We start from the raw sequence: 25,098 nt of genomic DNA, 5'->3' as shown, positions 1-25,098 counted from the left end.
TATGAGTAGATTACTTCTATTCGGATTTGGTCGCTGCACTTCAAGCAGCTAGCTGTACAGGGAGTTCCGGGTGCAACCGGAACTCTTTTTTAATTTATGATCTTTATACTAAAATTATAAACATAAATTTCCTAAAAGTAAAGAAACGAACGGGTTTAGGAACTATTACAATTCTTGCGACACCATATTTGTCAATAAAATTATTTACCTTCACTTACTTCCACTTCGACTTCACTCATTGGAATCCCAATCGCTTTTGCTACACCTTCTCCGTAAGCAGGATCCGCTTGATAGCAATGTTTGATATGGCGAATCTGAATATGTCTTTCAACACCATTCATATTACGAGCAGTATTTTCAAACAGTACTTGTTGTTGCTCTTTAGTCATGAGGTTGAAGAGGAGACCAGGTTGTTCAAAGTAGTTGTCATCATCTTCTCTGAAATCCCAATGTCCAGCATCCCCCTGGAGAGCAAGATATGGTTCTTTATATTGCGGCTGTTCCTTCCATTCACCATAACTGTTTGGTTCATAGTGAATCGTGCTGCCTTTATTTCCATCCACTCTCATAGCTCCATCACGGTGGTAGCTGTGGAACGGACATTTTGGCTGGTTAACAGGAATTTGATGGTGGTTCACACCTAAACGATAACGTTGCGCATCACCATAAGAGAATAACCTGCCTTGTAACATTTTATCAGGGGAGAAGCCTATACCTGGTACGACATTAGCCGGTGTAAAGGCAGCTTGTTCGACTTCAGCAAAATAGTTTTCTGGATTGCGATTAAGCACCCATTCTCCAACCTCGATTAGAGGGAAGTCCTTTTTATACCATACTTTTGTTAAATCAAATGGGTTGTATGGGTGTCTATTTGCTTGTTCCTCTGTCATCACTTGAATGTACATTTTCCATTTCGGGAAGTTGCCATTTTCGATATTTTCATAAAGATCTCTTTGATGGCTTTCACGGTCTTTCCCAACAAGTACCTCTGCCTCTTCGTCAGTGAAGTTTTCAATGCCTTGTTGCGAACGCATGTGGAATTTCACCCATACGCGCTCATTTTGATCATTGATCATACTGAATGTATGGCTGCCGAACCCATGCATCGTACGGTAAGACTTCGGAATCCCGCGGTCACTCATTACAATTGTCACTTGGTGTAATGCTTCGGGCAGTGAAGTCCAGAAGTCCCAGTTGTTGTTAGCATTTCGCATATTCGTGCGCGGGTCACGCTTCACAGCATGGTTCAAATCAGGGAATTGCATCGGGTCTCTGAAGAAGAACACGGGAGTATTATTTCCAACGAGATCCCAATTTCCTTGTTCGGTATAAAATCTCATGGCAAATCCGCGAATATCACGCTCGGCATCTGCTGCACCGCGCTCACCAGCAACCGTAGAGAAACGAACGAACATATCTGTTTGTTTACCAATCTCAGAAAAAACTTTCGCATTTGTATACTTTGTAATGTCATGAGTGACGGTAAACGTACCATATGCCCCGGATCCCTTCGCATGCATTCGTCTCTCAGGAATAACCTCTCTGTCAAAATGAGCTAGTTTTTCTAGTAACCAAACATCCTGCAATAGTACCGGACCTCTAGGACCTGCTGTCATTGAGTTCTGATTATCAGCAACAGGGGCGCCTGCCGCAGTAGTCAATTTCTTTTGATTATCATTCTTATTCACGAAAAATTACCTCCTGAATTAATTATTTTAAAAAGTAACTCATGTTTTAATGATAACACTTATCAAAAGAAAATCAATATTTATTTATAATTAATATAAATAAAAAGTAAATATAAATAAATACTTATTAAAAAGATCCAATGCATTTAAAAAAGTCAGTCCAAAATAACGGCATTACTCTATCTATATTTTCGAACTTGGCCAAAAGAACTTCCTATATAAGATTTACGAAATTACTTTCTAAATAATTTCAATGTTCTTCCTTCATAATCCTTCCATGTTTCTGAATATTTTTATTATTCTAAGCCTCATGGCATTTCTTTTTAAGGTGGGTTTTAAGATAAATGGACAAACTAAGAAGAAATGGCATTTTCCTAAATAAAAAATATAAAAATATTGTCCTTGCTATATGTACAAAAATTAAAAATATGATAAAGTAATACATGAAGTTCCTTTATATATCTCGTTTTTACGAGGTTTTTTGTGTCCACTGTATAAATACATTTGTATTCAAGAAGACGACACGCGGGATAAAATATGATATTGGGGGATTTATGATGTCAAGCAAAACATTAGATGCTTTTTTAAAAGAAAACCTGGAAGATTTAAAGGGGAAGGGTTTATATAATGTAATCGACCCACTAGAAAGCCCAAACGGTCCAATGATCAAAATTAATGGCAGAGAATTAATCAATCTTTCATCAAATAACTATTTAGGGTTAGCGACAGATAACCGATTGAAAGAAGCTGCTAAAGAAGCGATCAACAAGTATGGCGTTGGCGCGGGGGCAGTTCGGACGATTAACGGAACGATGGATATTCACGTAAAGCTGGAAGAAAAATTAGCTGAATTCAAACATACAGAGGCTGCGATTGCCTACCAATCAGGCTTCAATTGTAATATGGCTGCGATTTCAGCTGTAATGGACAAAAACGATGCGATTCTTTCTGATGAATTAAATCATGCTTCAATCATTGACGGCTGCCGCTTATCAAGAGCAAAGATCATCCGTGTGAACCATTCTGATATGGAGGATTTACGAACAAAAGCGAAAGAAGCAAAGGAATCTGGCCTTTACAATAAGATTATGATCATTACAGACGGTGTTTTCTCTATGGACGGAGATATTGCGAAACTTCCTGAAATCGTTGATATTGCTGAAGAATTTGATCTGATCACATATGTTGATGATGCCCATGGTTCAGGTGTATTAGGGGATGGCGCTGGTACTGTTAAGCACTTCGGCTTATCCGATAAAATTGATTTCCAAATCGGAACACTTTCAAAAGCAATCGGTGTTGTCGGCGGATATGTAGCCGGGAAGCAAGAATTGATTGACTGGCTGAAAGTTCGAAGCAGACCATTCCTTTTCTCAACATCATTAACACCTGCTGATGTAGCTGCAAGTATGAAAGCGATCGATCTTTTAATGGAAAGCACGGAGCTGAACGAAAAGCTATGGGAAAATGCGAACTACTTAAAAGCTGGCTTAAAGAAATTAGGGTTTGATATTGGTGAAAGTGAAACGCCAATCACGCCATGTATTATTGGCGATGAAGTGAAAACCCAAGATTTCAGCAAAAAGTTAAATGAAGAAGGCGTCTATGCAAAATCGATTGTGTTCCCAACTGTTCCACGTGGTACAGGAAGGGTCAGAAACATGCCTTCAGCTGCTCATACGAAGGAAATGCTTGATAACGCGATTGCCATCTATGAAAAAGTCGGGAAAGAAATGGGTATTATTTAATCGCATTTTGAAAAACGGGGTTAGATTTACCATCTGAGAAGAGGGATTTATAAAACGGTTCCCATCAGGCAAATCGCCCCGTTCGTATTTTTTTTCGAAATATAGATATTCAAGCAAACGGAAAGTGTTTAAGAAAAAGGCTGTTTTCGTATATTTTGTTGCTTTTTAAGTATGACTTTATATAACGCTCTGAGTTGATTGGAGCGGAGGGCACTTGACTCCAGCGGGAAATAAAGGGAACAGGAGACCCCACAGGCGGTAACGCCGAGGAGGCTCCCGTCCCTCCCCGCGGAAAGCAAGTATCCGCAGCGGAAATCAACGGGCCAACTTTGAAGGTTAAAAACATCAATATATGCGAAAAGAGACTAGAGAAAAAATTTTACCAACAGGGAAGATGAGGGGTTCATATGAAGCGGATTTTTATTACAGGTGCTTTAGGGCAAATTGGTTCTGAGTTGACATTAAAGCTTAGAAATATTTACGGGAATGACAATGTAATCGCAACCGATATTCGGAAAAATGATTCCGAAACAGCCCTTTCTGGTCCATTTGAAGTTGTCGATGTCACAGATACAAAGACGATGATTGAGACAGCAAGGAAACATAATGTGGATACAGTCATTCATATGGCTGCTCTTCTTTCAGCTACTGCAGAAGCGAATCCTGTTTTTGCATGGAATTTAAATATGGGCGGCCTAATGAACGCACTTGAAACAGCAAGGGAATTAAACTGTCAGTTTTTCACGCCGAGCTCGATCGGCGCATTCGGTCCGTCAACTCCGAAAGATATGACCCCTCAGGATACGGTTCAGCGTCCAACTACGATGTATGGGGTAAACAAAGTTGCGGGAGAATTGCTGGGTGATTATTATTTTCATAAATTTGGCGTTGATACGAGAGGTTTGCGCTTCCCTGGATTAATTTCGTATGTAACACCTCCAGGAGGCGGAACAACGGATTATGCCGTTGAAATTTACTACGAGGCAATCAAAAATGGCCGCTATACTTCTTATATTAATAAAGGCACGTATATGGATATGATGTATATGCCGGATGCGTTGAATGCAATTGTGGACCTAATGGAAGCGGACGCTTCGAAATTAAAGCACCGCAATGCCTTTAATGTCACAGCAATGAGCTTTGAACCAGAAGAAATTGCTGCTGAGATTCGGAAGTCAATTCCTGGCTTTGAAATTTCCTATGATGTCGATCCTGTCCGCCAACAAATTGCCAACAGCTGGCCTAATTCAATTGATGCAACTTCAGCAATGGAAGAATGGGGATTTAAAGCCGAATACGATCTTGCGAAAATGACAGCAGATATGTTAGATAAACTTCGAAAATAATAATGAATACAAACAAAAAGGCAGAACATGTAGCTGCCTTTTTTTATTGTTTTGGAAAACTTTTATTCACTTAGAAATGGGTATTTTTTATACAGTTTGACACTATTTTTATTTATTAGAATACTATTGTCTAAATTATTTAGAATATTTTTAATATAAATCCCTCCAGGTTGAATCAATAAGGTTTTGAAAGTAATAGTTAATAAACCCATTAGTTATAGTGATTAATCTATTTAAATAGATCGAAAAATAGAATATATTGAGAAAATTTAGTTGACATTATTAATCTATGCATTTATATTTTTATTATAGAGAAATAGGAATGCGATTATCTTTTCCTCATTCATACTTTGGGAAGATAGGTACTTGTAAAGAGGAAGGGGGATGCAATCTGCGACCCAAATGGGTACCTAGCTGGGTTAAAATAAACTAGCAGTTAATCTTCCAGGGAAGATGTCATTTTTCGCTTTTAGGGTGAGCCAACTTTTAATAAGTGATACTTTTGAAAGCCCTTTCATTTAAGTCCTATTACTTTTTCGAAAACTAACAAAGAGGAAATGGATGGATCGATCGTTAAAAGAACTTCATAGAACAGGCCTGATATGTAACTATCTAATCTAATTCAAATCTAGCAATTAAGCTCATTCAAAACGCCCTAGACAGATGGATTAATAGCTAACTATGGTCTGATGGATACCTTGTTTAATAGAAGCACCTTTGATCGAATCTATTGCTGAAAAAATTCCAAACAAACTTGAAAAGTAGGGAGTGGGAAATTCCATGCAGGAACAAGAACTGGAGAGAGGTTTAAAAAACAGGCACGTTCAACTAATCGCTATTGGCGGGGCGATCGGAACAGGATTATTTCTTGGAGCAGGTAAATCTATCCATTTGACAGGACCGTCGATTCTATTTGCTTACATGATTACAGGTTTAATTTGTTTTTTAATCATGCGCTCACTTGGAGAGTTACTCTTAAGCAATTTGAAGTATCATTCTTTTGTTGATTTTGTGCAAGATTATTGTGGTAATATGGCAGCATTTATCACCGGCTGGACTTACTGGTTTTGCTGGATTTCAATCGCAATGGCCGACTTAACAGCTGTTGGTCTTTATTTTCAGTATTGGTTCCCTAGTGTACCACAGTGGATGCCAGCTTTAATTGCGCTTGTCGTGTTGCTCGTTATGAACCTTGCAACTGTAAAGCTTTTTGGAGAAATGGAGTTTTGGTTCGCATTAATTAAAATTATCGCGATTCTAGCGCTAATTGTTGTCGGAACTTTTATGATTATTACTGGCTTTACTTCGAATGCAGGGACAGCTAGTCTCACGAATTTATGGAGTCACGGCGGAATGTTCCCGAATGGCATAAATGGTTTTATTCTCTCATTCCAGATGGTAGTATTTGCGTTTGTTGGTATTGAGCTTGTGGGACTGACAGCAGGTGAAACGAAAGATCCAGAAAAAGTAATCCCAAGAGCTATTAATAGTATCCCTATTCGGATTATTATTTTCTACATTGGTGCACTGGTTGTCATTATGAGTGTTTATCCGTGGAACTCAATCAACCCAATGGAAAGTCCGTTCGTTCAAGTTTTCGTAGGGCTAGGTATTGCTGCAGCTGCTGGTATCGTTAACTTTGTAGTCTTAACATCCGCAGCTTCTGCAGGTAATAGTGCCGTTTTCAGTACAAGCCGGATGTTATACTCACTTGGCAAAGATAATAATGCACCTGTACCATTTACAAAACTTGATTCCCGAAAAGTGCCTTCCAATGCATTGATCTTTTCAACTAGCGTCATACTTCTTTCCGTTATTTTGAACTATGTAATGCCAGAAGGAGTATTTACACTGATTACAAGTGTTTCTACAGTATGTTTCATCTTTATTTGGGGAATTACTGTCATCAGCCATTTGAGATACCGTAAAACAAGACCAGATCTAGCGAAAGTGAATAAATTTAAATTACCACTTTATCCATTTTCCAATTACTTGATCCTTGCTTTCCTAGCGTTCGTGCTTGTCGTGCTTGCACTTGCAGAAGATACTCGTGTTGCTTTGTTTGTAACTCCTGTTTGGTTTGTTATGCTGATTGTGATTTATAAGCTTCGGAAGACAAAGGCAAAACAGGCGAACCAAGGAAATGTAGCCTAAAATTAAGATGCAATGAATAAAAATTCAGAAAAGTAGGTTAATCAACTTACTTTCTAAATAGATAAAAGTGTTTCCAAAAAAGATTGACATATTTAAATAAATCATTTAATCTTAAAATTACAAAAATTGAATTAAGTACGGATGATAGTTGTGGGAGAGTGTAATTGCAAATGCCACCGAAGGAGCAAGTTCCAAAAATACCCTTGGAACTAATCTCTCAGGTAGAAGTACTACAACTGGACGTTACTCTGGAGAGCGCGTTTATTAAACGCCACCAAAGGGGAAAACTCTGAAAAGGAGTTAATCTCTCAGGTAAAAGGACAGAGAAGGGGAGCGAACGCAACAATACCCTTTTCTGTCCTTTTTTGCGTTCAAAAAATGACAGAAAAGCGTATTGTTTTCTGCAGTTTTCTCGGAAAATAACGTTTGCAGCTTTACAAGCGCTTTAAACATCGGGATATTTCCGATTTTTAACAACAGTTGCTTATTGTAGCTAGAGAAAATTATGGACAGAAAAACAAGGAGGAATAATTATGAGTTTACGAGAAAATGATTCAACTATTTTTGAAGCGATCGAAAAGGAAAATCACCGCCAGCATCATGCTTTAGAGCTAATTGCATCAGAAAACTTTGTCAGTGATGATGTATTAGAAGCATTGGGGAGCATTTTGACGAATAAATATGCAGAAGGCTATCCAGGAAAGCGTTATTACGGTGGATGCGAAAATGTTGATGTTGTAGAAAACGCGGCCATTGAACGTTTAACAAAATTATTTGGCGCTAAATTTGCTAATGTTCAAGCTCACTCAGGCGCACAAGCAAATACTGCCGTATTTTTCGCCTTGCTGCAGCCAGGCGATAAAATAATGGGGATGAATTTATCCCATGGCGGACATTTAACACATGGTAGTCCGGTAAACATGTCTGGTAAATGGTTTGAAATCGTGTCCTACGGTGTTAGGGAAGATACTCATCTGATCGATTATGATGAACTGGAAGCCATCGCCGTAAAAGAAAAACCAAAATTGATCATTGCAGGTGGAAGCGCCTATTCAAGGACGATTGATTTTGCCCGTTTTAGAGAAATTGCTGATAAAGTTGGCGCGAAATTGATGGTCGATATGGCACATATTGCAGGGCTTGTTGCTGCAGGACTTCACCCATCACCGGTTCCATATGCAGATGTGGTGACAAGCACGACGCATAAAACATTGAGAGGACCGCGCGGTGGCATAATTTTAACAAATGATGAAGAGATGATTAAAGCGATTAATAAAGCTATATTCCCTGGAATTCAAGGCGGTCCGCAAATGCATATTATTGCAGCGAAAGCGGTTGCTTTTAACGAAGCATTGCAGCCGAGCTTTAAAGAGTATGCGAAACAAGTGATCGAGAATGCAGAAACACTTGGTGAAGAGTTAGTGAAAGAAGGGGCAGTCCTTGTTTCTGGAGGAACAGACAATCATATCGTATTACTCGATGTTCGTCCATGGGATTTAACGGGGAAAGAGGCGGAGAAGCTACTTGAAGAGGCAGGTATTACAGTCAATAAAAACACGATCCCGTACGATCCACAAAGCCCGTTCGTGACAAGCGGAATCCGCATGGGTACACCAGCGTTAACAACGCGCGGAATGAAAAAGGAAGAAATGGTACAAATTGCGAAAGTCATTGCAACTGTCTTGAAGAGCAAGGGTGATGCCGAGGTTTTAGAAAAGGCGAAAGAAACGACAAAAGCCATTTGTGCTGAGTTTCCGTTATTTCAACAAATGCCGGTTCATGTATAAGAGTAACATTGCTAAAAGGACTATGCTGTTAACGAGTTCCGTTATCCATCGCAAACATTAACAATATGAAGAAAAATGACTATCAAATTATATGTTAATTTGATAGTCATTTTTTATTGGAGGGCAATTCTAATGGATTGTTGCATTTAGTAATCAAAAGTGTTTTTTTCTGAACCCTTTTCGAGGAGTTTTCGGTCGCCATGAACCCCCATGAGGACCGTTTTTCCTTTTTCGAGTAATTTTCGGTCGCCATGAACCTCTCATGAGGACCGTTTTACCTTTTTTGAGTAATTTTCGGTCGTCATGAAGCCCTCATGAGGACCGTTTTTCCTTTTTCGAAGAGTTTTCGGTCGCCATGAAGCTCTCATGAGGACCGATTTACCTTTTTCGAGTAATTTTCAATCGCCATGAAGCCCTCATGAGGACCGTTTTCCCTTTTTCGAAGAGTTTTCGGTCGCCATGAACTCCTCATGAGGACCGGCTTTTCCTTTCTGAGGAGTTTTCGAAATTATAAATACTGTTACAAAAGTAACAATGTTTGCAAAAAAACCTTTTTATATAATTTTCTTTGGAATAAGACACAAATTATGGAGCATTAAATGACAATCTTAAAATGTTCCTCGAGATATTTTTTCTTTTCTTCCTCTGTCAATTCGAACTTTTCCTTCACTCCATCTTCTGTCCGAGTAACGATTAAACCGTTAAGAGTGATTCTCCCGGATTTCGTCGCAAGCGTAACAATATCGCCATGGGTAAAACTAGATTCGGGGGAGATTTGATTATAAAGGCATCCCTCTGTAAAATCGATTAATTCTTTAGGGGAAACAGTAAACCGGTAGAGTGTTTTCCACTCTTTACCCTCAAGCCGTTCTAGGTGATAAATGGCTTCACCGTTCTTTTTTACTCGATAAGTTCCGCTTACATCTTTCCGCTCTTCACCAGTTAATGGAAGAGGCTGCCGGACAGAATCCCCAAAGCCTACATCAACAAGGAATGGCTGATCCAAATGGACAATAATCGCTGCATGGGTATTTTCCTTTGCCCAGCCATTCGGTCTTTTAACTGTGCAAGCAATTAGATGCGCCTCGAAACCCAAATCCGTTAATAGTTTATGAAAAAGTCCATTGAGTTCATAACAGTAGCCACCACGATGTCTGTCGACAATTTTTTCAAAAAATCTGCTTACATTTAATATTATTTCGACTTTTCTTGTTACGTCCAAATTTTCAAACGGAATCTTTTCCAAATGACATTTCTGAAGTTTGGTTAAATAATTTAGATCGAGCTGACTTTCTTGTTCAACTGAAAACCGTTGTAAATATGCTTGGATATCCACGTAATCACCCCTTAAGCCAACCATGCATCGCAGTAACACCACAGAGAATGAAAAGTATATCTCGTTCTTCCATGATAGTTTGAAGGCAACTGTTTAATTATATAGCTGCTAATAATTAGAAACATCATGTATACACAATGATCAAAAATAAGAACGGGGAAGAATTCCACCGCTCTTATTAGTAACTCCAAGCATTTTTCGAACGTTGCACATAAATGAGCTTATCCCGTTTTTCTACTACTCTTCCAATTACTCCAGCTTGATGAATGCCCGCTTCATGAAGCTTTTTGATATATTGGTTTGCTTCATTTGCTGAAATGGCTGCAAGCAATCCCCCGGACGTAATCGCATCACATAAAATATACTGTTCTTCTAGCGGAATCTGATCATACAACACATCATTCTCTAGCCACTTATGGTTAGATTTTGAACCACCTGGGATGACACCTTGCTGAGCCAGTTCGTATGTACCATTTAGAATCGGAACTTTTTCAAAATCAATCTCTAAGCTCACATCGCTTCCACGTGCCATCTCACTTCCGTGCCCGAGTAGCCCGAATCCGGTTACATCGGTCACTGCATGTGGCGAAAAAGAAGTTAAAATTTCGGCAGCTGTTTTATTTAGCGTAGCCATGATTTCAGTGACCGTTTTTTCCTGCTCAGATGTGACTGCACTTCGTTTAATTCCGGTCGTCAAAATTCCGACACCAATTGGCTTTGTTAGCACTAAAATATCTCCAGGCTTTGCGCCGACATTTTTCCAAACGCGATCCGGATGAACAATTCCGGTAACAGAGAGCCCGAATTTCGGTTCCTGGTCATCAATAGAATGCCCGCCGACTGTAATAGCGCCTGCTTCTGTGACTTTATCTCCAGCACCTCTAAGTATTTCCGCAAGCATTTCAGCACCAAGTTTTTTAACAGGGTAGCCCACAATATTCAGCACTGTTTTTGGCTGACCGCCCATCGCATACACATCACTGAGTGCATTGGCAGCAGCAATTTGGCCAAACATATATGGATCATCGACAATCGGGGTGAAATAGTCGATCGTTTGTATTAAAGCGATTGAATCTGTTAATTGATACACGCCAGCGTCATCAGATGTTTCATGGCCAACAAGCAGCTCAGGCACTGGTTCTTGCTTTGGTAAAAGACGCAAAACTTGCGCCAAGTCCTCAGGACCGATTTTGCAGCCTCAGCCAGCCTTCGTTGACAATGAAGTCAGGCGAATTTTTTCATGCTCGCTCAACAGTACCACCTCCATCTTCAGTATACATATTTTAAGCCTTAAAATCACATCATTGAATTGTATCGTTTGCGGAAAAATAAAACTTGTCTTACAATGGCAATGATTATTAATCTTTAAGGAGGAATAAAGATGGGGAATTTCCATGTTATTGTAGAATTTTGCATGCAGTGAAACTACGCACCAAAAGCCGCGAGGTTCGCGGAAGACCTATTTACACATTTTCGTACCAACATTCAAAAAATGGAGTTAATCCCTAGCTCTGGCGGGGTATTCGAAGTCACGGTGAACGGAGTGAAAATTTACTCGAAGGATGACACAGGGTTATTTCCAAAATCACAGGATATTATTGAAAAAATGCAAGCTTAATTATTCAAGTTGTATTACATATTAATCCTTTCGATAAAATGATGCCAATTACCTGAAAGTATGTTATTCTAAAAATAATAAAATACAAAGAACACTTGGAGGAGTCTGTCACCAAGGGATAATTATGCCCTTGGTGACAGGCTTTTTTTTTGTTTTTTTGTAAATTTTTTAAATGGAAAGGTGGAAGTTACATGTTAATCCTTCAATTAGCAATCATTTTATTTGCCTCCAAAATTTTCGGAGACATTAGTGTAAGGTTAGGTCAGCCTTCTGTTTTGGGTAAGTTATTGATTGGGATTATTTTGGGTCCATCTGTTTTAGGTTTAGTGACTGAGACAGAAACTTTAGCACAGTTTAGTCAAATTGGTGTGATATTGCTGATGTTTATCGCAGGACTAGAGACTGATATCGATGAGTTTAAACGGACTGGAAAACCTGCTGCATTTGTAGGATTAGGCGGCATTATTGTTCCGCTTGTTTTAGGCTATTTTGCTGGTATGGTTCTCGATCTTACTTCTGTCCAATCGCTGTTTTTGGGATTATTACTTTCAGCAACTAGTGTTAGTATTTCTGTTCAAGCGCTCAAAGAGATGAATCAATTAAAGTCGCGTGAAGGGGCAACCATTCTAGGAGCGGCAGTTATTGATGACGTCGTAGTCATTCTTGCTTTGGCATTTTTAATGAGCCTGGCTGGCGGGGATGTGAACTTAGGTGTAGTTGTCATGAAGAAAATACTATTTTTCGCAGGTGCTACCCTTGTTGGGTGGAAGGTTGTTCCTTGGTTCATGAAAAAGTTTGCACCGTTAAAGGTTACTGAAACGATCATTTCATCTGCTTTGATCATCTGTTTTGTTTTTGCATATTTAGCGGAATATACGGGGGTTGCAGCAATTATTGGTGCATATATCGCAGGAATAGCGATTAGTTTAACTGGCTTCAAAAATGAGATTTTTGAAAAAGTAGAAACGATTAGCTATTCGATTTTTGTTCCCGTATTCTTTGCATCCATCGGGATTTCTGCTCAGTTTAATGGCGTGATTGACAATCTTGGTCTTATTGTTGGTCTAAGTATTTTAGCTATTTTAACGAAATTAATCGGTGCATCCCTTGGAGCAAAAGCAGCAGGGTTTTCCTGGAATAGCTCAATGGCAATAGGTTCAGCAATGGTTTCCCGTGGGGAAGTTGCATTAATTATTGCAGCAATTGGGTTAGAATCGAAGCTATTAACTCAAGATTTGTTTGCGGTAATTGTTATTGTGATTCTCGTTACAACAATTGTGACTCCGCCGATGATGAAATTGTTTTTTAAATCTAAAATGCAGTCTAAATTTAATGATGCTAAAAATGCAGGCTAGGAAAATAGGTTCAGGGAGCGAGCTGAATGAATAACGGAAGGTGCTTGGATCTCAAGCACCTTTTTTAAACAATGTTTCTAATAATATTGTTATGTAAACTTATGGTATTTAGGCTGTTTTCTTAGCCTTTGTTGTTTTTAGGTGATCTACAATTCAGTTTAATAGCGGTTTTTGACAGAGATTTTTTCTGAAGAAGAATAAAAAAAGCTTGTATCTTTAATGCTGATACAAGCGCTTGTTTCTATTGGAGAGGCAACCAGTTTACCTTCCAGATCCCTTTGCGGTTTTTTTGTAAACTGAAACCTTGGTCTTTCGAAATGGCAACGTATGCATAGGTATCATTAACCAAAATTTCTTGTAATGACGCCGATTTTATTTTATCGATTATTAACATTTCCTTATTTTTCGAACCAGTGGTTTCAATTGCTTTAAGATAGTCTTCGAATGTTTCGAAAACTCTGATGTATTCTTCATCATCGATATATAAGTTATATTGGACTTCATAATCTTCTTGTTCCTCAGAGTAGTAGTAGAACTGAAATACTTGTGAAGGGGTTAGCTCTGCTAAAATTTCATCATCCTTTGTAATGGAAAACTCATCATATATCTTTTGTAATTTCTTTGGTAGCATCATTCTGTTACTGCTATCCAATAAAATAGTAAATGGAGTTGAGCTTCGTTCATCTTCCTGCTGTACCACAACTTCTTGAACAGATACGAGATCCGGGATGTCTTCTCCAGATTTATAATTTGTCGTAAAACGATTAATTTTTATGGTGATATGATCAAAGCTGCCTGAAGCCGCAATTCCATATTCCTTTCGGATAAGCTCTTGATCCTGACGATTAAAAATTAAGTCCGGAATGGTGTCGTTCAGCAGTGGTAATGAATTGACTTCTTCTTTATTCGGTGTAAATAATAATCTTCCAGGAAACTCAGGATCGTTGTCATCATAATAGATTAACTTTCCGGTGATTTCTGCTTCACCCTCAAACACTGCTTTCAACTTTCCTGAAGGATTCGGCTTTGCACCGTCATATGGACCTTTATTGATTAATTTCCAGCCATTCAATAAGTCTCCATATTCTAAACCAGGGTAAAAGGATTCCAATTCTTTCTCGATCGTTTCGCCATTATTCTGCCCGATCAATCCATCGTTATCACTAATAATCCCGCTAATTATAGCGATAAAGCCAGCTGCCGCAATAACTGTGAGCGCTTTTGGAAGGAGAAATCGTTTCGTCTTTATATGGGAAGGCGCTATTTGATTAATCCGATTGCGGACACGCTGCTTTTCAATTTCAGAAAATGCCGATTCGTCTGACATAACTTGATTCATCGCTTCTTTTAGCTTTTTCTCCAACTTATCCATATAATTCACCCCTATTCTCCATTGAAAGTAACTTTCTCATTTTTTCCTGTGCCCGATATAAACGCGTTTTTACCGTCGAAAGCGGGATGTTTAATGTCGTGCTTATTTCATGAAAGGAAAAGTCCTGATAATAATGAAGGAGAAGGACTTCTCGATATTTGACCGGAAGAGACCAGACGCCTTTAAGTAGTTCGTTCTGCTTATCTAACTGAAGTAGTTGCGCCTCCGGATTCTTTGCCGTATCTTTTTTAAAAAAGAACACTTTTTCATTGATTATCAAATTGCGGTGGTGCCAGCTTTTTAAATAATCCTTACTTTTATTAATGGCAATGGAAAAAATCCATGTTTTAAAGGATGAACGTTGGTGAAAGGTTTCCAGTTTCTCATAGACCGTAAGAAAGACTTCCTGCGTTAGGTCACTTGCAATCTCCCAATCTTTCACATATGAATAAATCAGTCGTTTTATCATTGTTCCATATTCATCCATGATCATTTCTAGGGCGAGAGCTCGATCCATCTTTGAAGCGATCGACTTCGCTAGATGCTCTTCGCGGCTCACTTTGTCATCTCCTTTTTTCTATGTATGTGCATTGGTTTCCGGGCGCCTTTGCAAATCTCCGATATTTAGACGACAGCGAGGCGGAAATCGCTTCACTTTATAAATGTAATTTTTATTTTATATTATTATTAGAAAAATTCCCCTTTCATCTTGAAAGGCTTGCCAGAAAAAAATTGAGCTCAATTTTCACATAATTGGTCCTATATATTAATTTATTGCTCCTATTTTTCAAATTGAAATAAGGATAACTTCTCCCTAATAGGCAAATATCACCAGGATAGTATGAAAAATAACGCAAAAAAATGCCTGATCCCCTTAGCGTTAATACAATAACGAAACGGAGATCGGCACGAAAATTAAAACGTATTATAAACATTTTGACATTCTGTTGCTGTTGGTTCATAAAAACAATGGAGTCTATACTGTCCTACTAATGGCTGATTATACCAAGTTGATGGACAATTACCTACAGGTCTAAAATACCACAAACTATATTTACCAGGCCATGTTGATTCGCCATTAGCTGACCGACGTGCTAAGCGACGTTCACTTTCCCTCGCCCTTTGATAAAAATACCCCTTTGTAGTTGCTTCAAATGCATGTGGCTGAAAAACCATATTCGGAATGGTACGTAACCCTTTAAAATCAGAACAATTTGCTCTGATTCGGTTTATTCCGACATTTCCGACAAGCATCATTCCTTTGGTTCCTTCTCCCTCTGCTTCAGCCCTAAGTAATCTGGCTAGTAAATTAATATCTGCTGTGTTATACCTCACGACTGCCATGAGTTCACCACCATTGTTTTTATTTCGTTATCATATGGATTGTTTTGTCAAAATGACCATCGAATTTTCATGCATACAGTTCATATTTATGCCGGTAAATAATAAAGCAGAACTTTATCAGAGTGTAGATGGGTTGGTTGAAAATATAATTAATCTGAACTCACATCTGCAGAGGATCCATGCATTAAAGGTGCCAAGAGCTTTTTTCTAGCTTATTAACCGGATTATTACCTATACTAATGTTATTGTGAATGGTTGAAAGGAGAAAGAATTTACATGGAAAAATACAAAAATACCCCTAAGATCAAATTGATTGCTCTCGATATGGACGGTACATTATTGGATGAACATGGAGAAATTTCAGTTCAGAACCGAAAAGCCATTAAAGAGGCAAAGGAAAAAGGAATTGAAGTTGTCATAAGTACAGGTCGTTCAATATTAACTTCCCGAGAACATGCCGAGTCACTTGAGCTTCATTCTTACTTGATTACCGTAAATGGCAGTGAAATTTGGGGGCCTGAGGGAGAATTAATGGAAAGAAATCTTGTTGAAACTGAGGTTATACAATGGATGTGGGATCTTTCCAAAACTCATAAAACGAAATTCTGGGCAACAAGCTGTGATCAGGTTTGGAGGAATGAAATGCCTGAGAATTTAACTGCTTATGAATGGCTTAAATTCGGCTTTGATATCGATGACGATGCAGTAAGGGAAACGATTTTGAAAGATCTTCAAGCAAAAGGGAATCTGGAAATCAGCAATTCGAGCCTGAAAAATATTGAAGTAAACGCAATGGGTGTCAACAAAGCAAAGGGTATCCAACGAGTTTGCGATCGCCTTGGAATTTCAATGGAGAATGTCATGGCTGTTGGTGATAGTCTGAATGATATCGCGATGATCAAGGAATGCGGATGGGGGGTAGCGATGGGGAATGCCCAAGATATCGTTAAGGAAACAGCTGATGTTGTAACAAGTTCAAATACAGAGGATGGAGTGGCCGCGGCTATCCGAAAGTGGGCGCTGTAAGTGAAAATCAATTATAGTTAATCTTTGGAAAAGAAATGATCTCCTCAGATCATTTCTTTTATCTGTCTTATAATGGAAGCTTCCAATTCAATCTCCACATTGCCTTTTAAAGCACGGGAAATCATACATGATGTTTCGGCCTTTTGGGCAAGTTTCATTGCCAATTGGACATCTTTATCAGAAGCATCAGTTTTTAGCACGATGACAGGGCGGTGAATGATTTTTTTGTATGTTATAACTCCTTTTGTTACATCGACAATACCTACTGATTCCATCGTTAAATCTACTTTCTCTAATTTGGTTCGTTCCAGCATGGCCGCCAGGGTGATAATATAACAGGTCGCGGCAGCTCCGAGGAGCATTTCATCTGGATTCGTTCCGACACCGGGTCCATCCATTTCCGGAGGGATCGAAACCTTAGTTTTTAGTTGTCCTGACTCGATTTCACCGACATCATTCCTTAGTCCCGGCCAACGTGCTTTCAAGTGAAAATGGTGTAATGCCATAGTGAATGCCCCCTTTCCATTGATCATATACGATTATTAAAATTTTTCCAATCAGGTGTCTAAAAGAAGTGGGTTCAAAAATAGTTTATCAGGTCATTCTTTGATCTTTAAAAGGAAACTATATACTCAGTATTTTGAATACCGATGTCACTATACTATAAGTAATCACAAAGAAAACAGAAACAGAAGATAAAATAATTATAATGCTTGTGTTCATTCTTTTAATAGCAGTTTCTTCTTTTCTATGCAAGGATCCCAATTTAATGGTACGCTATGAATCTAGAATAATTTATCAAAAGGAGCAGTATCATCATGAAATTCGTTTCCTGGAATGTGAATGGAATTAGAGCCTGTGTGAAGAAGGGCTTTTTAGAATATTTTCAAGAGGTGGATGCAGATATTTTCTGTATTCAAGAATCGAAGCTGCAAGAAGGGCAGATTGAGCTAGATTTGGATGGTTATCATCAGTATTGGAACTATGCCCTGAAAAAAGGGTATTCTGGGACGGCTGTTTTTACGAAAAAGAAACCTCTATCTGTCAAGTATGGAGTGGGGGAGAACGAAACTGAACCGGAAGGCCGAATTATTACACTTGAGTTCGAAAACTTCTATTTAGTGAATGTGTATACGCCGAATTCGCAAAGGGATTTAGCGCGGCTTTCATTCCGATTAGAATGGGAAAACGAACTTCAGAAATATCTCTATGAGCTTGACCAAAAGAAGCCTGTTGTGTATTGTGGAGATTTAAATGTCGCACATAACGAGATTGACTTGAGAAATCCAAAATCAAATGATGGAAATTCAGGCTTTACAGCAGAAGAGCGGGGCAAAATGACTAGTTTGCTAGAATCTGGTTTCGTGGATTCTTTCAGATATGTGTACCCGGATGCTGAAGGAGCTTACACGTGGTGGTCCTACATGGCAAAAGTAAGAGAGCGGAATATCGGCTGGCGAATTGATTATTTTATCGTGTCTGAGAGAATGAAGAATTCGATTGAAGCTGCGCAAATTCATTGTGATGTCATGGGAAGTGATCATTGTCCGATCGTACTTGAAATGGATTTTTCGGAACATAATTGATCACTTTTATAGGGGGATGCAAAAAAGAGAGGGTATGAAATTAGAAAGATTCTCTACCCTTTTTTCTGCTTCATAGTTCCCATCAAGATCCAAAGGAAGTGGTTTTTATCGTTTATGCTATCGTATTGTTTATATTAGCAGGCTTGGGGGAAATTGGTGGAGGTTATCTGATTTGGTTATGGCTTAGAGAAGGAAAGCCGCTTTATTGGGGTGTTTTTGGAGGGATCGCTTTAGCATTATACGGTGTGATTGCTACATTTCAAACATTTCCGTCATTTGGCAGAGTTTATGCCGCTTATGGAGGGGTGTTTATTGTTCTGTCCGTGCTATGGGGATGGGGGGTTGATAAAAAAACGCCTGATATGTATGATTGGGTAGGAGCTGTGATATGCTTAGTTGGTGTTTCGGTGATATTATTTGCACCTCGTCAATGATAAGAAGAATTAATATACGAAATGTTTTCTAGGGTTCCGCAGCCTTGTGCTGGACTGGTCCGAGAGAAAACTCACAGCTGATGCTGTGCCACGGAAGGATAAAAGCCTGGGAGATCGCTGTTCTTTAGCATCTCGCGGGCTTTTTTTGTTTTTAATCAACGGATGGGAGTGAAGGAATTGAACTGGATTAAGATATTTATTGCTGCGTTTTTTGAAGTGTTTTGGGTGATTGGTTTAAAGCATGCGGATGATTTGTGGACATGGGCGGGAACCATCGTTTCTATTATAGTCAGTTTTTATTTATTGATCATGGTGGGGAAGAAATTGCCCGTTGGCACAGTGTACGCCGTTTTTGTTGGGATGGGCACAGCCGGAACGGTTTTATCAGAGATCATATTCTTTGAAGAACCTTTGAAAATCTCCAAAATCATCCTTGTGTTTATTCTGTTATGTGGTGTCGTCGGGTTAAAGCTCGTTACGAAAGAAAATAATTCACAAGGAGAGATTACATCATGAGTTGGCTTTATCTTATTTTTGCGGGTATTTTTGAAATGCTGGGTGTTGTCATGATTAACAGCTTCCATAAAAACCGCAATTGGCAGTCTCTTTTGCTTCTCCTTGGAGGTTTTGGCGCGAGCTTTCTATTTCTTGCTCTCGCTATGGAAGAATTACCGATGGGAACGGCTTACGCGATCTGGACAGGAATAGGTGCTTCAGGTGGGGCAATACTAGGTATGGTTTTATATGGCGAGCCAAAGGATTGGAAACGGCTCTTGTTTATTTCGATGGTGCTCGGGGCAGCAATTGGGTTGAAGCTTACTTCATAAACGAGAAAGAAAATTTTCTGACAACTAGTAGATTACAAGGTTCACAAATATAACGAATTATTATAGTATAGTGAATAATCAACAAAAGAGAGTTAATACACAGATTGAAGGAGAAAAAATGCAAACTTATGAAAATACAGAAATCGAGCCTGCCGGTTTTGGCATCCGATTGATCGCGAACTTAATAGACTTTTTAATTATATACACCCCAATTGCTATAGGAATTTACTTCGTCACAGGAGAGTTCACTTTTGATTGGTCAGATACTTGGACGTGGGATATTCTATATCGGATCTATCTTGTAATCACGCCACTACTCTGGAGTGGTTATGTAATTGGAAAACGACTTTGTAAAATTAAGATTAAGAGGGTTGATGGAGAAAAGTTAACGATACTGAATATGTTTTTGCGTGAAGTAGTCGGAATGTATATTTTAGTAGCCATTACTTTCGGTATTGCAGCAATCGTAAGCGGATTGATGGTTATTTTCCGAGAGGATAAGCGAGGCATTCATGACCTTATTGCTGGGACATATGTTGCTAAGAATAATTAGATGAATAACTTTTTTTAAAAGGGCTGTTTTCGTAAACTTTGTTGCTTTTTAAGTATGATTTTATTTAACCATCTAAGTTGATTGGAGCGGAGGGCACTTGACTCCTCGAAAATGCTACCGCATTTCCTTCGTGCATGGGCAGATTCAAGGATGTAAATTCAGTATCCTGCGGGAAATAGAGGGAAGCGGGGGACCCCACAGGCGGTAACGCCGAGGAGGCTCCCGTCCCTCCCGCGGAAAGCAAGTGCCCGCAGCGGAAATCAACGGGCAAAATTTCAAGGCTAAAAACAACAATATATGCGAAAAGAGCCTTAAAAAAAACACACAGTAAGATGCTGTGTGTTTTCTTGTGGATATGATTGTTAACCTAAGAAGTGAACCTGATAATCTTTCTCAAGGTATTACCTTCTTGTTCCTCACTTCCAACACATCAAGGAAAAATACAAAGACTGGAATTCCGACAATTAGACCCCAGACGCCAAAGAAGTGTTCTGAAAAAATTAAGACGATAAACGTGTAGAAAACGGGTAAATCCGTTTTTGAGGACATGAGTTTTGGATTTAGAATGTATGCCTCAATTGAATGAATAATCATAATTACAACGAGAATATATACGACTTGCATTAAGCCGCCAAGTGTATAAGCAATAATAGTTAAAGGGACAAGCGAGATAATTACTCCTGCGACGGGTATTAAGCCGAGGACAAAGATCAGAATGGACAGACCCATCAATTGCGGAAAGTTCATTATCCATAATGCTAATGTGGTGAGTCCGCAATTAACAAGCGCGATAATAAACTGCGCTTCAATTACTTTACCAAAAGTTAAGACGAATTTTTTCGCGAAAAACTCGATTTCATTTGTAAATGGTGCGATCTTACTGGATTTGAATTTGGAGGTAAACTCGATCAGTTTTGGTTTTTCTAATAAGAAAAATAAACTCAAAACGAGCGACATCATAACTTGAATGCCAATTTTGCTCACACCACTAAAGTATTTGAGTAGAAAAGTAAAGCCTTGCTCCAAATAATTTGATATTTGATTCTTCTCAATGATGCTTAAGATATAATTTATAATGATATTATCATGCTCTTGTGTATAGAAATGTTGAATCTGTGAAACCAACTGTGATATTTCAAAGACAATCATCGGTAAGTACTTTATGATGCCAATTGATAACAAACCGATAATCAGCAAATATAATATTACCACCGTTAACTTCCGATGCAGCTTGAAATTATTTGATACAAGGTTCACAAGTCGATCCATTAAAAATGAAAAGATAAAGGTGATGAGGATCAAATTAATCAGGCTCTTAAGCAAATATAAGACAAATACTAATATCCCAAAAATAATCAATCTTCTAAGGCCATTTTTATTAATAAACGCATTAATTGTATCCATTATTTCTACATTCCTCCGATATACCGTTCGTAAAGTTAGCCATTGCCTATACAAAGCTGATATGCTTCGAACTTTTCGTTTAAAATACAGCCTATATTCTATTTTAATCTATTTTAATATTTATTCATAATCATTTGTATGAAAAAAAGAAGAGAGTTTTTAACAAACTCCGCCCCTGTGTGCAAATTAGTAATTTAATCCGGTTTTTTGCTTCAATGAAATATGGTGGCTATCAATTTCATTCACTTTAAAGGAATAGCCTTAACGTCATATTTGGGGTTGGGAATAAGTGGAGATTGATGGCTGTTGAAACTTTTCAGCAAGATTTTCCGTAGTATATAATCGTAGTTAAGACTCATTTTTTTGCCTTTAAAAATTAATGGAATATTAGGCTTGTTAATAAGGAGAAATAATATGAGAGCGATTAGAGATCTTATAAGTTGGAAATTCTTTTTGTTTATTGGGATTGCGATTATCCTTACGTATATTCCTATTCTAGGTAACTATGTTCGCGTGATTAATACAGTTATTCATGAATCGGGTCACGCGTTAATGGCCCTTTTAGGCGGGGATGTTCATAAAATAGCATTGTTTATGAATACAGAAGGTGTAACATACACAAGCCACAGTACGTGGATAGGGGGATTATTGACCGGTGGAGCAGGTTATGTTTTTTCCTCTTTGTTTGCGTTTTTATCGTTTTGGCTCATTAGCCGGAAAAAATACAAAGTACTTATATTCATTTTACTTTTGTTTATTGTGTTAAATCTTGTATTTTGGGTGCGGAATTTCTATGGCTTATTTTGGCTTACTTCATTTGGTGCTGGATTTTTACTGTTATTGTCGAAGGGGTCTGAGGCCCTTGTGCAAAAATGTTTGTTACTAATTGCGAGTATTCTCCTAGTTGAATCGATCACATCTTCCTTTACGATTTTATTATTAAGCTTTATTCAGCCACATGCAGCGGGTGACGCAACAGGGCTTGCGAATGCTACCATTTTTATTCCAGTGCAAATGTGGGGGATATTCTTCTTCGTACAGGCGATCTTCTTCCTCTTTGCAGGATTAAGGGCAGGGGCATATCGTATTTAAAAATAAGTTGGTTATTTAAATTTAGTTCATTTAAGGAAAATTAGCGAACGGATTTAGTATGTAGTTTTTTTCGACAAAATTCGGGTGGTGCCTGCAACCGAAAGATATGTTAAAATGATTTCTGATAGCTAAATATAACCCGTTTTATACGGTAGAGGTTCTAGCTACCCTCTCAAAAAAACTAAGGAAAACAGGACTGCTTTCTTAGTGGTGCTGTTTTTTCGTTGTAAAGGAGATTTTTTGAAAATGAAGAATGAAAAGGCATTGATTGTTTTCAGTGGTGGCCAGGATAGTACGACGTGCTTATACTGGGCATTGGAAAGGTTTAAAGAAGTGGAGGCCGTGACATTTAACTACAATCAAAGACATAAGTTGGAGATTGAATGTGCGCAAAACATAGCAAAAGAGCTAGGCGTGAATCATCATATTCTCGATATGTCCCTCTTGAATCAATTGGCCCCAAACGCCCTGACTCGTCAGGACATTGAGGTGGAAGATGGCGAGGATGGGGAGCTTCCATCTACCTTTGTACCTGGTCGAAATCTGTTATTTCTATCTTTTGCCGGGGTTCTCGCGAGCCAAATCAACGCTAAACATATTGTTACTGGCGTTTGTGAGACCGATTTCAGCGGATATCCAGATTGCAAAGATGTTTTTATCAAATCACTGAATGTTACGCTCAATCTTTCTATGGATACATCTTTTGTCATTCATACGCCATTAATGTGGCTCGATAAAGCAGAGACTTGGAAGTTAGCAGATGAATTGAATGCCTTTGATTATATCCGAAAGAACACATTAACGTGCTATAACGGGATCATTGCAGATGGCTGTGGAGAGTGTCCTGCTTGTCTTTTAAGAAAAAAAGGACTTGAAGAATACCTGATGGAAAGAGGAGATCTTTAGGCCATGTATGGATTTCGGATCGTCGATAAACTTCAAAAAATAAATGAAGATATAAAACCTGAACAATTAAAATATCATTCGAAACGAGTCCTTGTCAGCAAGGAGTTTACGTTTGATTCTGCTCATCATTTGCACTGTTACGAGGGAAAGTGCAAAAATCTTCACGGGCATACGTACAAAGTCATTTTTGGCATTAGCGGCTTTGTCGATGAAAGAGGCTTGATGATCGATTTTGGCGACATTAAAGACATATGGAAGAACGAAATTGAAATTTTTCTTGATCATAAATATTTAAATGAAACGTTACCGCCGATGAATACAACGGCTGAAAATATCGTTGTTTGGATATATGAAAAAATGGCTGAATCACTGCAGAGTAAGGATAGAATCAATCAATATAACGGTGCCAGAGTTGAGTTTGTTCGACTATATGAAACTCCTACAAGCTATGCAGAGGCAAGAAGGGAGTGGATGGAAGTTGAGTAAAATACCTGTTATGGAAATTTTTGGACCAACCATACAAGGCGAAGGAATGGTTGTTGGGCAGAAAACGATGTTTGTCCGTACAGCAGGCTGCGATTACTCCTGTTCTTGGTGTGATTCTGCTTTTACTTGGGATGGAACTGGAAAGGATGCCATTCGGCAAATGAATCCGGATGAAATTTGGGGAGAGCTACAAGCACTAGGAGGAAATGGCTTTTCCTTTGTGACCATTTCTGGTGGAAATCCCGCTTTATTAAAAAATTTAAGCGGATTGATAGGATTGCTAAAAGAAAAAGGGATCAAAATTTGCCTAGAAACGCAAGGCAGCCAGTGGCAGGATTGGTTTTTCGATATTAATGAATTAACGATTTCCCCGAAGCCCCCAAGCTCGGGAATGAATACAGATTTTGATGTTCTAAATAAGATATTGGAAAGATTACAACAAAGAAATCCAACCCACAATGTCAGCCTGAAGATTGTCATTTTTGATGATGCTGATTATGAATATGCACGAGAGGTATATCTTCGTTACCCTGGAATTCCATTTTACTTGCAGGTGGGAAATGACGACATTGGAACGACAGATGATCAAGATCTAATCAAACGATTACTTGGAAAATATGATTGGCTTATCCAGAAGGTTATGGAGGATGACGAGTTAAGAGATGTGAAAATCCTTCCACAACTGCATACGTATATTTGGGGAAATAGACGAGGCGTTTAAAAGTTAAAAAAAGCTACATTTAATGTCCGACTTTTTTCAAAAAACTGTCAAATAAACTGCGATCCTTATCAAAAGGGTGGCAGTTTATTTTCACGCAAAACTTTCTCGCAAACATATGTGAGTATGGACCCAAACTATGGTATTATTACGATTGTATGTTTTGCAATTACACGTATGGATTCGATTTGTCCATACATGATCAAAATTAAAGGCTGTTTTCGTAAACTTTGTTGCTTTTTTAGTGTGATTTTATTTAAATATCTGAGTTGATTGGAGCGGAGGGCACTTGACTCCTGCGGGAAATAGAGGGAGCGA

Annotated in this window: 24 protein-coding genes, 1 pseudogene and 4 riboswitches; of the genes and pseudogenes, 16 read left to right on the top strand and 9 right to left on the bottom strand. The window is 38.5% G+C overall.

Going from position 1 to position 25,098, the window contains the following annotated elements; all coding sequences use genetic code 11:
- Nucleotides 1-200: 200 nt before the first annotated feature.
- Nucleotides 201-1,688: a catalase gene (locus tag BGM26_RS06525; RefSeq protein WP_217038902.1), complete on the bottom strand. Its 1,488-nt coding sequence runs from the start codon at nt 1,686-1,688 to the stop codon at nt 201-203.
- A 557-nt stretch (nt 1,689-2,245) separates the two neighbouring features.
- Between BGM26_RS06525 and BGM26_RS06520 the strand changes: the two genes are divergently transcribed.
- The 4 genes from BGM26_RS06520 (at nt 2,246) to glyA (ending at nt 8,723) form a co-directional block, all read left to right on the top strand.
- The gene (locus tag BGM26_RS06520; protein WP_217038901.1) at nt 2,246-3,436 is read left to right on the top strand and encodes a glycine C-acetyltransferase; all 1,191 of its coding nucleotides are present in this window, start codon (nt 2,246-2,248) and stop codon (nt 3,434-3,436) included.
- A 407-nt stretch (nt 3,437-3,843) separates the two neighbouring features.
- Nucleotides 3,844-4,782 carry an L-threonine 3-dehydrogenase gene (locus tag BGM26_RS06515; RefSeq protein ID WP_217038899.1) on the top strand — a complete coding sequence of 313 codons (939 nt, stop codon included), beginning with the start codon at nt 3,844-3,846 and terminating at the stop codon, nt 4,780-4,782.
- 780 nt (nt 4,783-5,562) lie between these two features.
- Nucleotides 5,563-6,936 carry an amino acid permease gene (locus BGM26_RS06510; RefSeq protein ID WP_217038898.1) on the top strand — a complete coding sequence of 458 codons (1,374 nt, stop codon included), beginning with the start codon at nt 5,563-5,565 and terminating at the stop codon, nt 6,934-6,936.
- 141 nt (nt 6,937-7,077) lie between these two features.
- Nucleotides 7,078-7,179, top strand: a riboswitch (glycine riboswitch).
- A riboswitch (glycine riboswitch) is annotated at nt 7,180-7,270 on the top strand.
- Nucleotides 7,271-7,469: 199 nt separating this feature from the next.
- Entirely contained in the window at nt 7,470-8,723 is a 1,254-nt protein-coding gene (glyA, locus tag BGM26_RS06505) for a serine hydroxymethyltransferase (RefSeq protein ID WP_217038897.1), read from the top strand.
- Nucleotides 8,724-9,318: 595 nt separating this feature from the next.
- Here glyA and BGM26_RS06500 read toward each other — a convergent pair.
- The gene (locus BGM26_RS06500; RefSeq protein ID WP_217038896.1) at nt 9,319-10,059 is read right to left on the bottom strand and encodes an arylamine N-acetyltransferase family protein; all 741 of its coding nucleotides are present in this window, start codon (nt 10,057-10,059) and stop codon (nt 9,319-9,321) included.
- A 178-nt stretch (nt 10,060-10,237) separates the two neighbouring features.
- Nucleotides 10,238-11,326 (bottom strand): selenide, water dikinase SelD, encoded by a 1,089-nt coding sequence (selD, locus tag BGM26_RS06495; RefSeq protein WP_254119078.1) that lies wholly within the window; start codon nt 11,324-11,326, stop codon nt 10,238-10,240.
- A 168-nt stretch (nt 11,327-11,494) separates the two neighbouring features.
- Between selD and BGM26_RS21810 the strand changes: the two are divergent.
- A pseudogene (locus BGM26_RS21810) lies at nt 11,495-11,677 on the top strand (Rdx family protein); the annotation flags it as partial.
- Nucleotides 11,678-11,868: 191 nt separating this feature from the next.
- The gene (locus BGM26_RS06485) at nt 11,869-13,032 is read left to right on the top strand and encodes a cation:proton antiporter (RefSeq protein WP_217038893.1); all 1,164 of its coding nucleotides are present in this window, start codon (nt 11,869-11,871) and stop codon (nt 13,030-13,032) included.
- A 241-nt stretch (nt 13,033-13,273) separates the two neighbouring features.
- Here BGM26_RS06485 and BGM26_RS06480 read toward each other — a convergent pair whose 3' ends face one another.
- From BGM26_RS06480 to BGM26_RS06470, 3 genes are all read right to left on the bottom strand, one after another.
- On the bottom strand, nt 13,274-14,404 hold the full coding sequence (locus tag BGM26_RS06480; protein ID WP_217038892.1) for a hypothetical protein: 1,131 nt from the start codon (nt 14,402-14,404) through the stop codon (nt 13,274-13,276).
- On the bottom strand, nt 14,397-14,963 hold the full coding sequence (locus tag BGM26_RS06475; protein ID WP_217038891.1) for a sigma-70 family RNA polymerase sigma factor: 567 nt from the start codon (nt 14,961-14,963) through the stop codon (nt 14,397-14,399). Before BGM26_RS06475 ends, BGM26_RS06480 begins: the two co-directional genes overlap by 8 nt.
- Nucleotides 14,964-15,319: 356 nt before the next feature.
- Complete coding sequence (locus tag BGM26_RS06470) at nt 15,320-15,748, bottom strand: cell wall hydrolase (protein ID WP_217038890.1); 429 nt, start codon at nt 15,746-15,748, stop codon at nt 15,320-15,322.
- A gap of 276 nt (nt 15,749-16,024) precedes the next feature.
- On the opposite strand from BGM26_RS06470, the gene BGM26_RS06465 reads away from it, so the two are divergent.
- On the top strand, nt 16,025-16,774 hold the full coding sequence (locus tag BGM26_RS06465) for a Cof-type HAD-IIB family hydrolase (RefSeq protein WP_217038889.1): 750 nt from the start codon (nt 16,025-16,027) through the stop codon (nt 16,772-16,774).
- A 44-nt stretch (nt 16,775-16,818) separates the two neighbouring features.
- Here BGM26_RS06465 and BGM26_RS06460 read toward each other — a convergent pair whose 3' ends face one another.
- Nucleotides 16,819-17,280: an OsmC family protein gene (locus BGM26_RS06460; RefSeq protein WP_217038888.1), complete on the bottom strand. Its 462-nt coding sequence runs from the start codon at nt 17,278-17,280 to the stop codon at nt 16,819-16,821.
- 312 nt (nt 17,281-17,592) lie between these two features.
- Here BGM26_RS06460 and BGM26_RS06455 point away from each other — a divergent pair, with 312 nt between their 5' ends.
- The 5 genes from BGM26_RS06455 to BGM26_RS06435 all read left to right on the top strand — a co-directional run bounded on the left by BGM26_RS06455 (nt 17,593) and on the right by BGM26_RS06435 (nt 20,174).
- Nucleotides 17,593-18,360, top strand: coding sequence for an exodeoxyribonuclease III (locus tag BGM26_RS06455; protein WP_217038887.1), 768 nt, complete (start codon nt 17,593-17,595; stop codon nt 18,358-18,360).
- Nucleotides 18,361-18,467: 107 nt separating this feature from the next.
- Entirely contained in the window at nt 18,468-18,794 is a 327-nt protein-coding gene (locus tag BGM26_RS06450; protein ID WP_217040678.1) for a YnfA family protein, read from the top strand.
- Between the two features lie 17 nt (nt 18,795-18,811).
- Nucleotides 18,812-18,909, top strand: a riboswitch (guanidine-I (ykkC/yxkD leader).
- A gap of 62 nt (nt 18,910-18,971) precedes the next feature.
- On the top strand, nt 18,972-19,310 hold the full coding sequence (locus BGM26_RS06445) for a DMT family transporter (protein ID WP_217038885.1): 339 nt from the start codon (nt 18,972-18,974) through the stop codon (nt 19,308-19,310).
- On the top strand, nt 19,307-19,621 hold the full coding sequence (locus tag BGM26_RS06440) for a DMT family transporter (RefSeq protein WP_217038884.1): 315 nt from the start codon (nt 19,307-19,309) through the stop codon (nt 19,619-19,621). Before BGM26_RS06445 ends, BGM26_RS06440 begins: the two co-directional genes overlap by 4 nt.
- Before the next feature lie 118 nt (nt 19,622-19,739).
- A complete protein-coding gene (locus BGM26_RS06435) occupies nt 19,740-20,174 on the top strand; it encodes an RDD family protein (protein ID WP_217038882.1) in 435 nt (144 codons plus the stop codon).
- Between the two features lie 393 nt (nt 20,175-20,567).
- Here the strand turns inward: BGM26_RS06435 and BGM26_RS06430 are convergent, their stop codons facing one another.
- Nucleotides 20,568-21,578 carry an AI-2E family transporter gene (locus BGM26_RS06430; protein WP_217038880.1) on the bottom strand — a complete coding sequence of 337 codons (1,011 nt, stop codon included), beginning with the start codon at nt 21,576-21,578 and terminating at the stop codon, nt 20,568-20,570.
- A 414-nt stretch (nt 21,579-21,992) separates the two neighbouring features.
- Here BGM26_RS06430 and BGM26_RS06425 point away from each other — a divergent pair, with 414 nt between their 5' ends.
- The 4 genes from BGM26_RS06425 (at nt 21,993) to queE (ending at nt 24,783) form a co-directional block, all read left to right on the top strand.
- Entirely contained in the window at nt 21,993-22,670 is a 678-nt protein-coding gene (locus tag BGM26_RS06425; RefSeq protein WP_217038879.1) for a M50 family metallopeptidase, read from the top strand.
- A 148-nt stretch (nt 22,671-22,818) separates the two neighbouring features.
- A riboswitch (PreQ1 riboswitch) is annotated at nt 22,819-22,861 on the top strand.
- A gap of 55 nt (nt 22,862-22,916) precedes the next feature.
- Nucleotides 22,917-23,576 carry a 7-cyano-7-deazaguanine synthase QueC gene (gene queC, locus BGM26_RS06420; protein ID WP_217038878.1) on the top strand — a complete coding sequence of 220 codons (660 nt, stop codon included), beginning with the start codon at nt 22,917-22,919 and terminating at the stop codon, nt 23,574-23,576.
- A 3-nt stretch (nt 23,577-23,579) separates the two neighbouring features.
- Nucleotides 23,580-24,062 carry a 6-carboxytetrahydropterin synthase QueD gene (queD, locus tag BGM26_RS06415; RefSeq protein WP_217038877.1) on the top strand — a complete coding sequence of 161 codons (483 nt, stop codon included), beginning with the start codon at nt 23,580-23,582 and terminating at the stop codon, nt 24,060-24,062.
- The gene (gene queE, locus BGM26_RS06410; RefSeq protein ID WP_217038876.1) at nt 24,055-24,783 is read left to right on the top strand and encodes a 7-carboxy-7-deazaguanine synthase QueE; all 729 of its coding nucleotides are present in this window, start codon (nt 24,055-24,057) and stop codon (nt 24,781-24,783) included. Before queD ends, queE begins: the two co-directional genes overlap by 8 nt.
- A 134-nt stretch (nt 24,784-24,917) precedes the next feature.
- On the opposite strand, the gene BGM26_RS06405 is transcribed toward queE, so the two are convergent.
- A partial coding sequence (locus BGM26_RS06405; RefSeq protein WP_217038875.1) for a hypothetical protein occupies nt 24,918-25,098 on the bottom strand: 181 nt, incomplete at its 5' end.

Source organism: Bacillus sp. FJAT-29790, from assembly GCF_019039215.1.
GTDB lineage: Bacteria > Bacillota > Bacilli > Bacillales > Cytobacillaceae > Cytobacillus.
Note: the sequence above shows the minus strand (reverse complement) of the source record. Positions and strands in the feature narration are given on the sequence as shown.

Coding starts and splice junctions, on each gene's coding strand:
- BGM26_RS06515 (WP_217038899.1), top strand. CDS start 3,844: ATGAAGCGGATTTTTATTACAGGTGCTTTAGGGCAAATTGGTTCTGAG.
- BGM26_RS06455 (WP_217038887.1), top strand. CDS start 17,593: ATGAAATTCGTTTCCTGGAATGTGAATGGAATTAGAGCCTGTGTGAAG.
- queD (WP_217038877.1), top strand. CDS start 23,580: ATGTATGGATTTCGGATCGTCGATAAACTTCAAAAAATAAATGAAGAT.
- BGM26_RS06460 (WP_217038888.1), bottom strand. CDS start 17,280: ATGGCATTACACCATTTTCACTTGAAAGCACGTTGGCCGGGACTAAGG.
- BGM26_RS06425 (WP_217038879.1), top strand. CDS start 21,993: ATGAGAGCGATTAGAGATCTTATAAGTTGGAAATTCTTTTTGTTTATT.
- glyA (WP_217038897.1), top strand. CDS start 7,470: ATGAGTTTACGAGAAAATGATTCAACTATTTTTGAAGCGATCGAAAAG.
- BGM26_RS06465 (WP_217038889.1), top strand. CDS start 16,025: ATGGAAAAATACAAAAATACCCCTAAGATCAAATTGATTGCTCTCGAT.
- BGM26_RS06435 (WP_217038882.1), top strand. CDS start 19,740: ATGCAAACTTATGAAAATACAGAAATCGAGCCTGCCGGTTTTGGCATC.
- BGM26_RS06485 (WP_217038893.1), top strand. CDS start 11,869: ATGTTAATCCTTCAATTAGCAATCATTTTATTTGCCTCCAAAATTTTC.
- BGM26_RS06520 (WP_217038901.1), top strand. CDS start 2,246: ATGTCAAGCAAAACATTAGATGCTTTTTTAAAAGAAAACCTGGAAGAT.
- BGM26_RS06430 (WP_217038880.1), bottom strand. CDS start 21,578: ATGGATACAATTAATGCGTTTATTAATAAAAATGGCCTTAGAAGATTG.
- BGM26_RS06510 (WP_217038898.1), top strand. CDS start 5,563: ATGCAGGAACAAGAACTGGAGAGAGGTTTAAAAAACAGGCACGTTCAA.
- queC (WP_217038878.1), top strand. CDS start 22,917: ATGAAGAATGAAAAGGCATTGATTGTTTTCAGTGGTGGCCAGGATAGT.
- BGM26_RS06470 (WP_217038890.1), bottom strand. CDS start 15,748: ATGGCAGTCGTGAGGTATAACACAGCAGATATTAATTTACTAGCCAGA.
- BGM26_RS06440 (WP_217038884.1), top strand. CDS start 19,307: ATGAGTTGGCTTTATCTTATTTTTGCGGGTATTTTTGAAATGCTGGGT.
- BGM26_RS06480 (WP_217038892.1), bottom strand. CDS start 14,404: ATGGATAAGTTGGAGAAAAAGCTAAAAGAAGCGATGAATCAAGTTATG.